The 12,139-nt window shown below is 31.7% G+C and carries 14 protein-coding genes; 12 read left to right on the top strand and 2 right to left on the bottom strand.

Going from position 1 to position 12,139, the window contains the following annotated elements; translation table 11 throughout:
• The first annotated feature begins 13 nt into the window (after nt 1-13).
• The 10 genes from O9267_RS10600 (at nt 14) to O9267_RS10555 (ending at nt 7,314) form a co-directional block, all read left to right on the top strand.
• Nucleotides 14-547, top strand: a complete 534-nt coding sequence (locus O9267_RS10600; RefSeq protein WP_298179132.1) for a hypothetical protein — start codon at nt 14-16, stop codon at nt 545-547.
• Between the two features lie 41 nt (nt 548-588).
• Nucleotides 589-1,752, top strand: a complete 1,164-nt coding sequence (locus tag O9267_RS10595; RefSeq protein WP_298179129.1) for a 5-(carboxyamino)imidazole ribonucleotide synthase — start codon at nt 589-591, stop codon at nt 1,750-1,752.
• 78 nt (nt 1,753-1,830) lie between these two features.
• On the top strand, nt 1,831-2,316 hold the full coding sequence (purE, locus tag O9267_RS10590; RefSeq protein ID WP_298179126.1) for a 5-(carboxyamino)imidazole ribonucleotide mutase: 486 nt from the start codon (nt 1,831-1,833) through the stop codon (nt 2,314-2,316).
• Nucleotides 2,317-2,339: 23 nt separating this feature from the next.
• Complete coding sequence (locus tag O9267_RS10585) at nt 2,340-2,567, top strand: hypothetical protein (RefSeq protein ID WP_298179123.1); 228 nt, start codon at nt 2,340-2,342, stop codon at nt 2,565-2,567.
• Entirely contained in the window at nt 2,567-2,854 is a 288-nt protein-coding gene (locus O9267_RS10580) for a type II toxin-antitoxin system RelE/ParE family toxin (RefSeq protein WP_298179120.1), read from the top strand. The genes O9267_RS10585 and O9267_RS10580 overlap by 1 nt, the downstream gene beginning before the upstream one ends.
• 31 nt (nt 2,855-2,885) lie before the next feature.
• Nucleotides 2,886-4,943 carry a M3 family metallopeptidase gene (locus O9267_RS10575; RefSeq protein WP_298179118.1) on the top strand — a complete coding sequence of 686 codons (2,058 nt, stop codon included), beginning with the start codon at nt 2,886-2,888 and terminating at the stop codon, nt 4,941-4,943.
• Between the two features lie 21 nt (nt 4,944-4,964).
• Nucleotides 4,965-5,477: a hypothetical protein gene (locus O9267_RS10570; protein WP_298179116.1), complete on the top strand. Its 513-nt coding sequence runs from the start codon at nt 4,965-4,967 to the stop codon at nt 5,475-5,477.
• A gap of 277 nt (nt 5,478-5,754) precedes the next feature.
• Nucleotides 5,755-6,258 carry a MarR family transcriptional regulator gene (locus tag O9267_RS10565; protein ID WP_288132980.1) on the top strand — a complete coding sequence of 168 codons (504 nt, stop codon included), beginning with the start codon at nt 5,755-5,757 and terminating at the stop codon, nt 6,256-6,258.
• A 370-nt stretch (nt 6,259-6,628) separates the two neighbouring features.
• Nucleotides 6,629-6,973, top strand: a complete 345-nt coding sequence (locus tag O9267_RS10560; RefSeq protein WP_298179108.1) for a hypothetical protein — start codon at nt 6,629-6,631, stop codon at nt 6,971-6,973.
• An 11-nt stretch (nt 6,974-6,984) separates the two neighbouring features.
• On the top strand, nt 6,985-7,314 hold the full coding sequence (locus O9267_RS10555; protein WP_298179106.1) for a hypothetical protein: 330 nt from the start codon (nt 6,985-6,987) through the stop codon (nt 7,312-7,314).
• A gap of 93 nt (nt 7,315-7,407) precedes the next feature.
• Here O9267_RS10555 and O9267_RS10550 read toward each other — a convergent pair whose 3' ends face one another.
• Nucleotides 7,408-8,220 (bottom strand): hypothetical protein, encoded by an 813-nt coding sequence (locus O9267_RS10550; protein ID WP_298179103.1) that lies wholly within the window; start codon nt 8,218-8,220, stop codon nt 7,408-7,410.
• 150 nt (nt 8,221-8,370) lie between these two features.
• Between O9267_RS10550 and gcvP the strand changes: the two genes are divergently transcribed.
• Both gcvP and O9267_RS10540 read left to right on the top strand, forming a co-directional pair.
• Nucleotides 8,371-11,214, top strand: coding sequence for an aminomethyl-transferring glycine dehydrogenase (gene gcvP, locus O9267_RS10545; RefSeq protein ID WP_298179101.1), 2,844 nt, complete (start codon nt 8,371-8,373; stop codon nt 11,212-11,214).
• Nucleotides 11,215-11,352: 138 nt separating this feature from the next.
• Nucleotides 11,353-11,739 carry a group III truncated hemoglobin gene (locus O9267_RS10540; RefSeq protein WP_298179099.1) on the top strand — a complete coding sequence of 129 codons (387 nt, stop codon included), beginning with the start codon at nt 11,353-11,355 and terminating at the stop codon, nt 11,737-11,739.
• Between the two features lie 22 nt (nt 11,740-11,761).
• Here O9267_RS10540 and O9267_RS10535 read toward each other — a convergent pair.
• The coding region (locus O9267_RS10535) for a T9SS type A sorting domain-containing protein (protein WP_298179097.1) at nt 11,762-12,139 on the bottom strand (378 nt) is incomplete at its 5' end.

Below are 12,139 nucleotides of genomic sequence, written 5' to 3'. Positions count from 1 at the left end.
ATATATTTACAAAATGAATGCAGAATATTACAATCAAATAGCTAAAAGTACCGCACATAGAAAAAGTAGAGATGATAATAAAGATTTCATCTTTGCTAATCCCGATTATTTAAAGTATTTAGTAGAAATTGCATTTAATGTTAAAGATAAAAATCATCATAAAGCCTGTTGGATTTTGGAGTTGATTTGTGAAGAAAAAATGGATTTGTTTTTACCTTTCTTAGATAAATTTTGCGAAACATTACACCAATACAAATCGGATTCTGCCATACGTTCGATTTCTAAAATCTGTTTGTTTCTATCCAATTCTAAAAAATATTCTTTAACAGAAAATCAAGAAGAAAAGATAATTGAAACTTGTTTAGATTGGTTGATTGAATCCAACAAAGCTGCAAATGCTGCATACACAATGCGAACTTTATACAATCTTGGTAAAAAACACCATTGGGTAAATGACGAACTAAAATTTTTACTTCAAAGAGATTGCAGTCATCAAACTCCTGCTTATAAATCGGCAGTGAAAGATATTTTGAAGCGATTAAAATAATTTTCAAATGTTTATCTTTGCGCAAACAACTACAACAACAAATGAATTATTTCTCATCCGATTTTAAATTAGGAATTCTCGGTGGCGGACAATTAGGTAAAATGCTATTGACCGAAACTAGAAAATTCGATATACAAACTTTGGTTTTAGAACCAAGTGAAGAAGCACCAGCAAGATACAGTTGCAACGCTTTTTACAAAGGAAGTTTGATGGATTATGACACCGTTTATCAATTTGGAAAAATGGTGAATCTTTTAACCATCGAAATCGAAAATGTAAACCTTGATGCTTTAGACGTTTTGGAATCAGAAGGATTACCTATATTCCCATCGCCAAAAACCTTAAGATTGATTCAAAATAAAGGTCGTCAAAAAGATTTTTATGTTGAAAATAACATTCCAACTTCACCTCATCAACGATTTGTAGATTTGAATGATTTGAGAAAATCGCTAGAAAAAGACGAATTAGAATTTCCTTTTGTGTGGAAATGTGCTCAATTTGGTTACGATGGAAACGGTGTAAAAATAGTTCGCTCAACAATAGACTTAGTCAATTTACCTGAAGTGGAATGTATTGCTGAGCAAATGGTTCCGTTTAAAAATGAATTGGCTGTAATTGTATCGCGTTCGGTTTCTGGCGAAGTAAAAACCTATCCTGTTGTTGAAATGGAATTTCATCCTGAAGCTAATCAAGTAGAATATGTAATTTGTCCTGCTCGAATTGACGAAAAAGTAGCCCAAAAAGCACAAGGAATTGCCTTAAAAGTTTCTGAATCCTTCAATCATGTTGGATTATTAGCAGTAGAAATGTTTCAAACCGAAGACGATGAAATTTTAGTAAACGAAGTTGCTCCAAGACCACACAATTCGGGACATTATTCGATAGAAGCTAGTTATACTTCACAATTTGAAAATCATTTGCGCGCCATTTTAGATTTACCTTTAGGAACTACCGATAGCAAAGTTGCTGGAATTATGGTAAATTTGGTCGGCGAAGAAGGTTTTTCGGGACAAGTAGTTTACGAAAACATCGAAAAAATAATGGCAATTGATGGCGTTACACCACACATTTACGGCAAAAGAGAAACTCGTCCGTTTAGAAAAATGGGACACGTTACTATTGTAAATGAAAATATGGTGGAAGCTAGAAAAATTGCTGAAGAAGTTAAGAATAGTATACGAGTGATAAGTGGTCAGTCGCAGTAATCAGTCGCAGTTGGCAGTTGTGGTCAATAGTAACAACTTTAAACTAATAAACAATTTAAACAACATTAAACTAAAATAATGAGTAAAGTAGCCATAATAATGGGAAGTATTTCAGATATGCCGGTAATGCAAGAAGCCATCGACATCTTAAAAGGATTTGACATCGAAACTGAGGTTGATATTGTTTCGGCACACAGAACACCCGAAAAATTATTTGATTTTAGTAAAAACGCACACACTCGTGGTATTTCAGTAATAATTGCTGGTGCTGGCGGTGCGGCTCATTTACCTGGAATGGTTGCTTCAATGTCACCTCTTCCTGTAATTGGAGTTCCTGTAAAGTCGAGCAATTCTATCGATGGTTGGGATTCGGTTTTATCTATTCTTCAAATGCCTGGTGGCGTTCCTGTGGCAACTATTGCGTTAAACGGAGCAAAAAACGCCGGAATTCTAGCCGCACAAATCATCGGAAGTCATGATAAATGTGTGCTTGACAAAATTATTTTCTATAAAGAAAGTTTGAAAGAAGCTGTGAATAAAGCAGCATCTGAATTGAAAAAATAATTATCTTTGATAAAAAGAATACTATGAACATTCAAACTTCTAAAATTGAGTTGGCAAAGGTTATTTTGGATATTGAAAACCCAAAGTTGATTGAAGAAATTATACTTTTGATACAATCCAAATCCACTTTAACCGAAAAGCAAAAAGCGGCTATTGATGAAGCAATTTATTCATTGGAAAATAATGAAGGAATTACTCACAATATGGTTATGGAAGAAACTAGAAATCGTTATTCAAAATATTTCAAATAATGAATGTTATTTGGTCGCCACAAGCTAAAAAAGACTATTGGCAAAACATTGATTATCTTGAAGCTGAATGGACATTTCAAGATGTTGTGAATTTTATCGACAAAGTTGACTACACAATTACTTTATTAGATAAAAACAACATTGAATTCATTTCAACAAATTATAAAGAAGTTAATAAAGTGGTGATTACAAAACAAATTACTCTTTATTACAAAATAAATTCCAACACCTTAGAATTACTTCGTTTTTGGAATACCTACCAAAATTTAGAAAATTTTAAACTTTAAAAAACTTTGCGCCTTTGCGCCTTTGCGAGCAATGAAAACTCTTACCTCAACATTCAACACCAAACATAATACCGCACCTTTTTCGCTAATAAAATTAGAAGATTACAAACCTGCTTTTATCGAAAATATCGCAAAAGCAAAAGCTGAAATTGATGCCATAATTACAAACTCTGATGCTCCAACATTTGAAAATACTATTGTTGCTTTAGATTTTTCTGGTGAAAATTTAGATAGATTGTCATCGATTTTCTTCAATTTGAATTCGGCAGAAACTTGTGACGAAATGCAAAAAATCGCTCAAGAAGTTTCTCCGTTGTTGACTGAATTTAGTAATGATATCGCTTTAAATGAAGATTTATTCAAACGAGTAAAAGCAGTTTATGATCAAAAAGATTCTTTGAATTTAACTACTGAACAAGCTACTTTATTAGATAAAAAATTCAAAGGATTTTCTAGAAATGGAGCATTACTGAATGAAGAAGACAAATTAAAATTACGCGAAATTGATACCGAATTAGCCAAAATCAAATTGACGTATGGCGAAAATGTTTTGGCTGAAACCAACAATTATCAATTGCATATTACCAATGAAGAAGATTTAAAAGGTTTGCCTGATGGCGCTAAAGAAATGGCAGCAAGTTTGGCAAAATCAAAAGAATTGGAAGGTTGGGTTTTTACTTTAGATTTTCCGAGTTATTTGCCTTTTGTGACTTATGTTGAAAATCGTGAATTGCGAAGAGAAATAGCAATTGCTGCTGGAAAAAAATCATTTCAAGATAACGAATTTGACAACAAAGAAAATGTTAAACGAATAGTAGAATTACGTCATAAACGTGCTAATTTATTAGGATATAAATCGCATTCTGATTTTGTTTTGGAGGAACGAATGGCACAAAATCCTGAAAAAGTACGTTCTTTTTTGAATGATTTATTAGAAAAAGCAAAACCAGCTGCTCAAAAAGAATTTGCTCAATTAACCGCTTTCGCAAAAGAACTTGACGGAATTGACCAACTCGAAAAATGGGATGGCGCTTATTATTCGGAAAAATTGAAGCAAAAATTATTCAACTTTGATGATGAAATTTTAAAACCTTATTTCAGGTTAGAAAATGTTTTACATGGAGCATTTACCATTGCCGAAAAACTATTCGGAATTACTTTTAAAGAAGTTTTTGATATTGACAAATACCACGAAGATGTTCAAACATTTGAAGTTTTGTCCTCAAGCAGTTGGGGATCGGAAGGTCAATTAGTTGCCATTTTCTACTCCGATTTTTTCCCAAGAAAAGGAAAACGAAATGGCGCTTGGATGACTTCGTATAAATCGCAAGCTATAAAAAACGGAATCAATGAAAGACCACACGTTTCTATAGTTTGCAACTTTACTCCACCAATTTTAACTTCCGAGAAGTCTGAAGCCAAACCTTCACTCCTAACCTTCAATGAAGTAACAACATTATTCCACGAATTTGGTCACGCTTTACACGGAATGTTAGCCAATACAACTTATCCAAGTTTATCTGGAACTTCGGTTTATTGGGATTTTGTTGAATTGCCAAGTCAAGTAATGGAAAACTGGTGCTACGAACCGGAAGCATTAGCATTGTTTGCTAATCATTACGAAACTGGTGAAATCATTCCGCAAGAATATGTAGAAAAAATAAAAGAAAGTGCGAGTTTCTTAGAAGGCATGGCAACGTTACGTCAATTGAGTTTCGGAATTTTAGATATGACCTATCACGGAAAATCACAAACTATCGCTGATGTCAAAGCTTTTGAAAAACAAGCTATGGAAGGTACAAGTTTATATCCTGATGTTGCTGAGAATTGTATGAGTACATCGTTTTCTCATATTTTCCAAGGTGGCTATTCTTCTGGATATTACAGTTATAAATGGGCAGAAGTTTTAGATGCTGATGCGTTTGCTTATTTCCAAGAAAAAGGCATTTTTAATAAAGAAGTGGCAACCAAATTTAAAGACAATGTACTCTCAAAAGGCGGAACAGAATTACCAATGGAATTGTATAAAAAGTTTCGTGGTCAAGAACCTAAGGCTGATGCGTTGTTGAAACGTGCTGGACTTTTGTAGAAATCACATAATACTGAAGTTATGAGAAAATTATTTTATTCTTCGATCATAGTATTATTTCTTTTTAGCTGTAAAAAAGAAAGAAATGTTAATAATTTCGATGAAATTATTCATTATGTCATTACTGATGAAATTGCTGATAAAAATGATACTACAAAAAGATTTAATGAAATTTTCATGAGCGTTTATGGACATAAATTAAATTTTCAAACTTTTGAAAAAGAACTTATTTCATATGGTTACATAAAAAATCTTGTACCTAAAGAGAAAATTAAAAAAATTGATGAATTCATAACAAATGATATTTATTATGAAAGTCATTTAACAGCATGTGTTCCATCATACAGAGATATATTAATTTTAAAGAAAAACAATAAAATTGTCAGTGTTTTGAAACTCTGTTTTGAATGTGGCATGATTGATAAATATGGTGTTATAGAATCAAATTGTAGTGAAAATATTGATTTTGATACTTATTTTATGAATTTTGAGGGTTTTTATAAAACTCTACATGGAAAAACCTATAAACGATAAATTTAACCATTAAGAAAATTAAGATTTAGAACTTACTGCCACTTAATTTCTTAATGGTTTTTATAATAATTCTATTTCAAAAATTACCTAAAATTATACTTGTTCACCAATTTAATATGTTTTTTGGTGAACGTATTCACCAATATTATATATTTATTAGTGATTGTATTCACCAATTTATACGTTTTTAAATAAAAACAAACAAACTTTCATTTTTTTTTGAAACTTTAAAAACTTTTATATACCTTTGTCTTATCAAAATGAAATAACCATCAAAATGGAATTTAAAGAAGCTAAAAATAAATTCGTTCAAACTTGGGGTGCATTGGGTAGTCAATGGGGAATAAATAAAACCATGGCTCAAATTCATGCGCTTTTGATGGTTTCTCACGAAGCAGTTTCAATGGAAGACATAATGGAAGAATTGCAAATTTCGAGAGGAAATGCTTCTATGAATTTAAGAGCATTAATGGATTGGGGAATTGTTTATAAAGAATACAAAGCTGGTGAAAGACGTGAATTTTTTACAGCCGAAAAAGACTTAGACGAATTAGCAGTAAAAATTTCAAGAGAACGTAGTAAACGAGAAATCAAACCTGCTTTGAAAGTTTTAAAAGAAGTTTCTTCCATAACATCAGATAATACAGCAGAAGAAAAACATTTTGTAGATCAAACCACTAAACTATATGATTTTGTTCTAAAAGCAGATAATATGTTAGACAAAATGACAGAATACAAAGACAATTGGTTAGCAAAATTGGTTGTTAAAATAATGAAATAGAGTAAAAAAAATTTAACTAAAACTTTCATTTTTTTCTGAAAGATTTAAAAATAACAAATACAATAGCAATTTCAATTCCTTTGGTATTATTACTAATTGGCTTTATAGAAGAAGGTTTCTTTTATCTAGCTGCATATTCAACAATGTTAACTGGATTACTTCAAATAATAATTGGCCTTATTTATTGGAATAAGTATAGAGAAAATCTGTATATAAAAATATATTTCCTTTTAGTAATAGCTTTCTTTTCTTTATGGTATTACAATGAAAACATAAACTATGTTGATACTTTAACTTGGGTTTTGATATGTTTTCCTTTAGTTCTTTGCATTTTTCTATCTGTAATAATATATACAAAAAAACAGAAACCATGAACCTCAACATTATTGGTTACACAATTTACCTATTGATAACCACGATAATCATAATAAAAGTCGGAAAAATATGTTACAACAACGGCAACATATTCGTTTCAGAACTTCTTCCAAATCATGAAGATTTGTGTCACAAAATCAATCAAATATTGTTAGTTGGCTATTATTTATTGAATTTGGGTTATTGTGCAATGACTTTAATCTCTTGGGAGAAAATCCTTTCGTTTCATCAACTTATTGAAATTATTGCTTTCAAATCGGCGGTCATTATTTGCACTATTGCCATGATGCACTACTTCAATATTATCCTCCTTACGAAATATATCAAAAAATTAATTTAAATACATTTATTATGGAAACTACAAAAATTTTAATCGGTTACGCCATTTACTTACCAGTTGCTTTATTCTTAACCTATTACGTTTCAAGAACGCTTTTCAAAAACAGTAAAGTTTATATGTTAGACATTTTTAAAGGTCGCGAAGAAATTGCAAATGCGACCAACAAATTATTCGAAACAGGTTTTTATTTATTAAATTTAGGTTTTGCATTAATGATTCTTGAAATGAATATGTATCAAGACAGTTATCAATTATTAATAGAAAAATTAAGCTATAAAATTGGAGGATTTACTATCTATTTAGGAATCATGTTATTTTTAAACTTGTACTTTTTCTTTTGAGGAAAACGAAAAGCAAGTGAAACAAAAGTTGAAGAACGAATAGTTTTCAATGGCTAAAAATCCAACCTGACAGGTTTAGAAAACCTGTCAGGTTTAAATTATTTCAACAACCAACCACCAAAATATCGGAATACTTTCCACCCAAAAAGAAGCATAATACCTTGACCTATTTTCATTTGAAAACAACAAAAACAAAATTGTTGTTATTGCTAAAGCCGATTTTAAAGAAAAAAATTCTATTCTAAAATCCGTCGATAAAAATTCTAATAACACGAATAGTAGCATCAAAGTAACTGCTACTCGTTTGGTTTTTACGACTCCTATTTGCTGCGGAACGGTTTTCAAATGCGGATCATCCAATCTTAAATCGATGATTTCAAAGATTAAAATCAATACAAAAATCAATATAAATCGTTGTGCTGCAACCAAAAACACATAATTTGTAAAAGGTAAATTATTATTAATTATAGGTAAAAACAGAGTCACGCCAACCCAACACAAAGCCACAATGTAAATTTTAAATCCAGCCCAATTTCGAGCATTTTTTTTGTTGGGAAAGAACGGCAAAGTATATAATAATGTTATGGCGAGAAATACAAAACCAATAAATTGTGTAGTTTTTTGCAATCGAAAAAAATAATATCCAGTAGCTATCAAAGACAGAAAACTCAAAAAGGCAATTCCTTTTAATTGAAGTGACATTTGTATCTTTTTTGTTCTTGCTAAAGCATCGTATTTCACAAAATTATATCCCACAATTGTTCCGAAAAAAGCGAAGTAAGAAGTAGCAAAATCATTAGAAATGCTAAACAAAATTTGCGTCAATTGAACCAAAGCATAAACAGACAAAGCCACATGAATGCTTGAATTGATGTAAAAACCAAAAAATTTTCTAAAAAATCGCATGCTACAAAACTAATCATTATGTTAATAAACCTTGTTTTTAGTTAACAATTTCTCAAAATATTACCCTTTGTTTAACTTAAAAATAAAAGTTTAATAATTACTTTTGTTCTCTTAAAACAACACACAAACTTTATATATATAATTATTTAAATGAAAACAGACTCATTTGCATTACGCCACATAGGTCCACGTGAGAACGACCTACAACATATGTTTAAAACCATAGGAGTAGAAAGTCTTGACCAGTTAATTTATGAAACTGTGCCAGACAATATCCGTCTAAAAAAAGACTTGGATTTAGACGCTCCAATGACTGAATATGAATACCTAACGCACATTCAAGAATTAGGAAAGAAAAATAAAGTTTTCAAATCGTATATTGGTTTGGGATATCATCCAGCGATTGTACCAGCAGTGATTCAGAGAAATATTTTTGAAAATCCAGGTTGGTACACAGCTTACACACCTTATCAAGCTGAGATTGCACAAGGTCGTTTAGAAGCAATTCTAAATTATCAAACTACGATAATCGAACTTACAGGAATGGAGATTGCCAACGCATCACTTCTTGACGAAGGAACTGCAGCTGCTGAAGCAATGGCTTTATTATTTGATGTTCGTACACGTGATCAAAAGAAAAACAATGCTAGTAAATTCTTCGTTTCTGAAGAAATTCTACCTCAAACATTATCGGTTTTACAAACACGTTCAACTCCAAAAGGAATTGAATTAGTAATTGGAAATCACGAAACATTTGATTTTTCAACAGATTTTTTCGGAGCAATTTTACAATATCCAGGAAAATTTGGTCAAGTAAATGACTATGCCAATTTTATTGCAAAAGCACACGAAAACGAAATAAAAGTGGCTGTAGCTTCAGATATTTTATCATTGGTAAAATTAACTCCTCCAGGAGAAATGGGTGCTGATGTAGTAGTTGGAACTTCACAACGTTTCGGAATTCCGATGGGTTATGGCGGACCACATGCTGCGTTTTTTGCAACTAAAGAAGAACACAAACGTTCAATGCCAGGAAGAATTATTGGTGTTACAATAGATGCTAACGGAAATCGTGCCTTGAGAATGGCTTTAGGAACTCGTGAGCAACACATCAAACGTGAAAAAGCAACTTCTAATATTTGTACAGCTCAAGTTTTATTGGCTGTTATGGCTGGAATGTACGCCGTTTTTCACGGTCCAAAAGGATTGAAATATATTGCCAATAAAGTGCATGCCTCTGCAGTAACTTTATCAGATGCTTTAAACAAATTGGGCGTTTATAATGTAAATACTTCTTTCTTTGATACTATTTCTGTAAAAGCAGACGCTTCAAAAGTAAAAGCAATTGCAGAAAAACATGAAGTTAATTTCTTTTATATAGATGGTGAAACTATTTCAATTTCTGTAAATGAAACGACTTCAATTTCAGATTTGAATCAAATCATTGCCATTTTTGCAGAAGCAACAGGTAAAGAAAGTTTCAAAGTTTCTGAATTATCTTCAACAAATAATATCCCATCATCATTAGAGAGAACTTCAACTTTCTTAACGCATGATGTTTTCAATAGTCATCATTCTGAAAGTCAGTTGATGCGTTATATCAAAAAATTAGAGCGTAAAGATTTATCGTTAAATCATTCCATGATTTCATTAGGTTCATGTACGATGAAATTGAACGCTGCAGCCGAAATGCTACCATTATCAATGGCAAATTGGAACAGCATTCACCCATTTGCTCCAGTGGAACAAGCGGAAGGTTATCAAATTATGCTTAAAAAATTAGAGCATCAATTAAATGTAGTTACTGGTTTTGCAGGAACAACTTTGCAACCAAATTCAGGTGCACAAGGAGAATATGCTGGCTTGATGGCAATTCGTGCTTATCATTTATCTCGCGGTGATGATCACAGAAATGTATGTTTGATTCCATCATCAGCTCACGGAACCAATCCAGCTTCGGCAGCTATGGCAGGAATGACTATTATCGTGACCAAAACAATGGAAAACGGTAACATTGATGTAGAAGATTTAAGAGCAAGAGCTATTGAACATGCAGCAAATCTTTCATGTTTGATGGTAACTTATCCTTCAACGCATGGAGTTTTTGAAAGTGCTATTTGCGAAATCACTCAAATCATTCACGACAATGGTGGTTTGGTTTACATGGATGGAGCGAATATGAATGCACAAGTTGGATTAACAAATCCGGCAACAATTGGTGCTGATGTTTGTCACTTGAATTTACACAAAACATTCGCTATTCCACATGGTGGCGGTGGACCAGGTGTTGGACCAATTTGTGTAAACGAAAAATTAGTTCCGTTTTTACCAACCAATCCAATTATTCCTACTGGTGGAGATCAAGCAATTACTGCTATTTCTGCTGCGCCTTACGGTTCGGCTTTAGTTTGCTTAATTTCTTATGGATATATATCTATGTTAGGTTCAGAAGGCGTTACAAATGCTACAAAATATGCAATTTTGAATGCTAATTATATGAAAACGCGTTTAGAATCGCACTATCCAGTTTTATATTCAGGAGAAATGGGAAGAGCGGCACACGAAATGATTTTAGATTGTAGAGCATTCAAAGAAAAAGGAATTGAAGTTACCGATATTGCAAAACGTTTAATGGATTATGGTTTCCACGCACCAACAGTTTCTTTCCCAGTAGCTGGAACTTTGATGATTGAACCAACAGAATCAGAAGATTTAGCCGAATTAGATCGTTTTTGTGACGCTATGATTTCTATTAGAAAAGAAATTGAAGCAGCAACTAAAGAGGAAACTAACAATGTGTTGCACAATGCACCACATACATTAAACATGTTAACTGCCGATACTTGGGTTTTTCCATACACAAGAGAACAAGCAGCTTACCCATTGGAATACATTGCTGAAAATAAATTTTGGCCAAGCGTTCGTCGTGTAGATGATGCTTATGGCGATAGAAATTTAGTTTGTAGCTGTGCTCCTATTGAAGCGTATATGTAGTATTAAGATTTTAGTATTAAGTATTAAGACGATAAAGGTTTCAAATTAATTTTTGAAACCTTTTTCTTTTATAAATATGACATAAATCAGCCTATTGAATTTGTAATCGTGTAACTTTGCACTTTAATTTTTTCTGAAATGAATGACGTTCAAAATCAAGACGACTTATATATAATTGTAGAGGATTTTTACAAAAAACTTTTATCTGATGCTAAAATCAGTTACATTTTTACTGATGTTGTCAAAATAAAGTTAGAGGAACACTTGCCTATTTTAGTGACTTTTTGGTCTCAAGCCATTTTTGGAACCGGTGGTTATTTTAATAATTTGACTCAAATTCATTTGGATGTAAATATGAAATCTTATTTATCAAAAGAGTTGTTTGAAATTTGGTTGACACATTTTGAAGCAGCCATCAACGAAAATTTTGAAGGTTTTAATTGCGAACGCATGAAAAATATGGCTCATAATATTTCTACAATTATGCAAATAAAAATTGTACAAAGTGAAGATAAAAAAAGCTGAAAATAATTTCAGCTTTTTTTTATTAATTCTTAACTAATTTCTTGAATACAACCCTTCCTTTTTCGTCTTCTATTTTCACAAAATAAATCCCTTTTTGTAAAGATGAAGTTGACATTTTTTTCTGTTTCGCAATTAAAACTAATTGCCCATTACTATTATATAAAGTAACCTTATCTATATTTAAACTTGTTTCTATTTCAAAATAATCATCTGCAGGATTAGGGTATATTTTCGCTTCATCAATGCTATTATTCACTATTGAAAGAGTTGGATTCTGAACACAAATGGTAAAATTGGTAGTCAGTAAACTTGATTCAGCATGAAATACTCGAACATAATAAGTCTGTCCAACCATAAAAGTATTATTTTGATAAAACTCACTCAAACCACTTGAACTACT

This window comes from Flavobacterium sp. (assembly GCF_027531705.1).
Taxonomy (GTDB): Bacteria; Bacteroidota; Bacteroidia; order Flavobacteriales; family Flavobacteriaceae; genus Flavobacterium.
Note: the sequence above shows the minus strand (reverse complement) of the source record. Positions and strands in the feature narration are given on the sequence as shown.

What these genes read in the sequence shown, in the direction of transcription:
- O9267_RS10595 (WP_298179129.1), top strand. Translation starts at nt 589, where the DNA reads ATGAATTATTTCTCATCCGATTTTAAATTAGGAATTCTCGGTGGCGGA.
- O9267_RS10575 (WP_298179118.1), top strand. Translation starts at nt 2,886, where the DNA reads ATGAAAACTCTTACCTCAACATTCAACACCAAACATAATACCGCACCT.
- O9267_RS10565 (WP_288132980.1), top strand. Translation starts at nt 5,755, where the DNA reads ATGGAATTTAAAGAAGCTAAAAATAAATTCGTTCAAACTTGGGGTGCA.
- O9267_RS10585 (WP_298179123.1), top strand. Translation starts at nt 2,340, where the DNA reads ATGAACATTCAAACTTCTAAAATTGAGTTGGCAAAGGTTATTTTGGAT.
- O9267_RS10555 (WP_298179106.1), top strand. Translation starts at nt 6,985, where the DNA reads ATGGAAACTACAAAAATTTTAATCGGTTACGCCATTTACTTACCAGTT.
- O9267_RS10560 (WP_298179108.1), top strand. Translation starts at nt 6,629, where the DNA reads ATGAACCTCAACATTATTGGTTACACAATTTACCTATTGATAACCACG.
- O9267_RS10600 (WP_298179132.1), top strand. Translation starts at nt 14, where the DNA reads ATGAATGCAGAATATTACAATCAAATAGCTAAAAGTACCGCACATAGA.
- O9267_RS10580 (WP_298179120.1), top strand. Translation starts at nt 2,567, where the DNA reads ATGAATGTTATTTGGTCGCCACAAGCTAAAAAAGACTATTGGCAAAAC.
- O9267_RS10540 (WP_298179099.1), top strand. Translation starts at nt 11,353, where the DNA reads ATGAATGACGTTCAAAATCAAGACGACTTATATATAATTGTAGAGGAT.
- gcvP (WP_298179101.1), top strand. Translation starts at nt 8,371, where the DNA reads ATGAAAACAGACTCATTTGCATTACGCCACATAGGTCCACGTGAGAAC.
- O9267_RS10550 (WP_298179103.1), bottom strand. Translation starts at nt 8,220, where the DNA reads ATGCGATTTTTTAGAAAATTTTTTGGTTTTTACATCAATTCAAGCATT.
- O9267_RS10570 (WP_298179116.1), top strand. Translation starts at nt 4,965, where the DNA reads ATGAGAAAATTATTTTATTCTTCGATCATAGTATTATTTCTTTTTAGC.
- purE (WP_298179126.1), top strand. Translation starts at nt 1,831, where the DNA reads ATGAGTAAAGTAGCCATAATAATGGGAAGTATTTCAGATATGCCGGTA.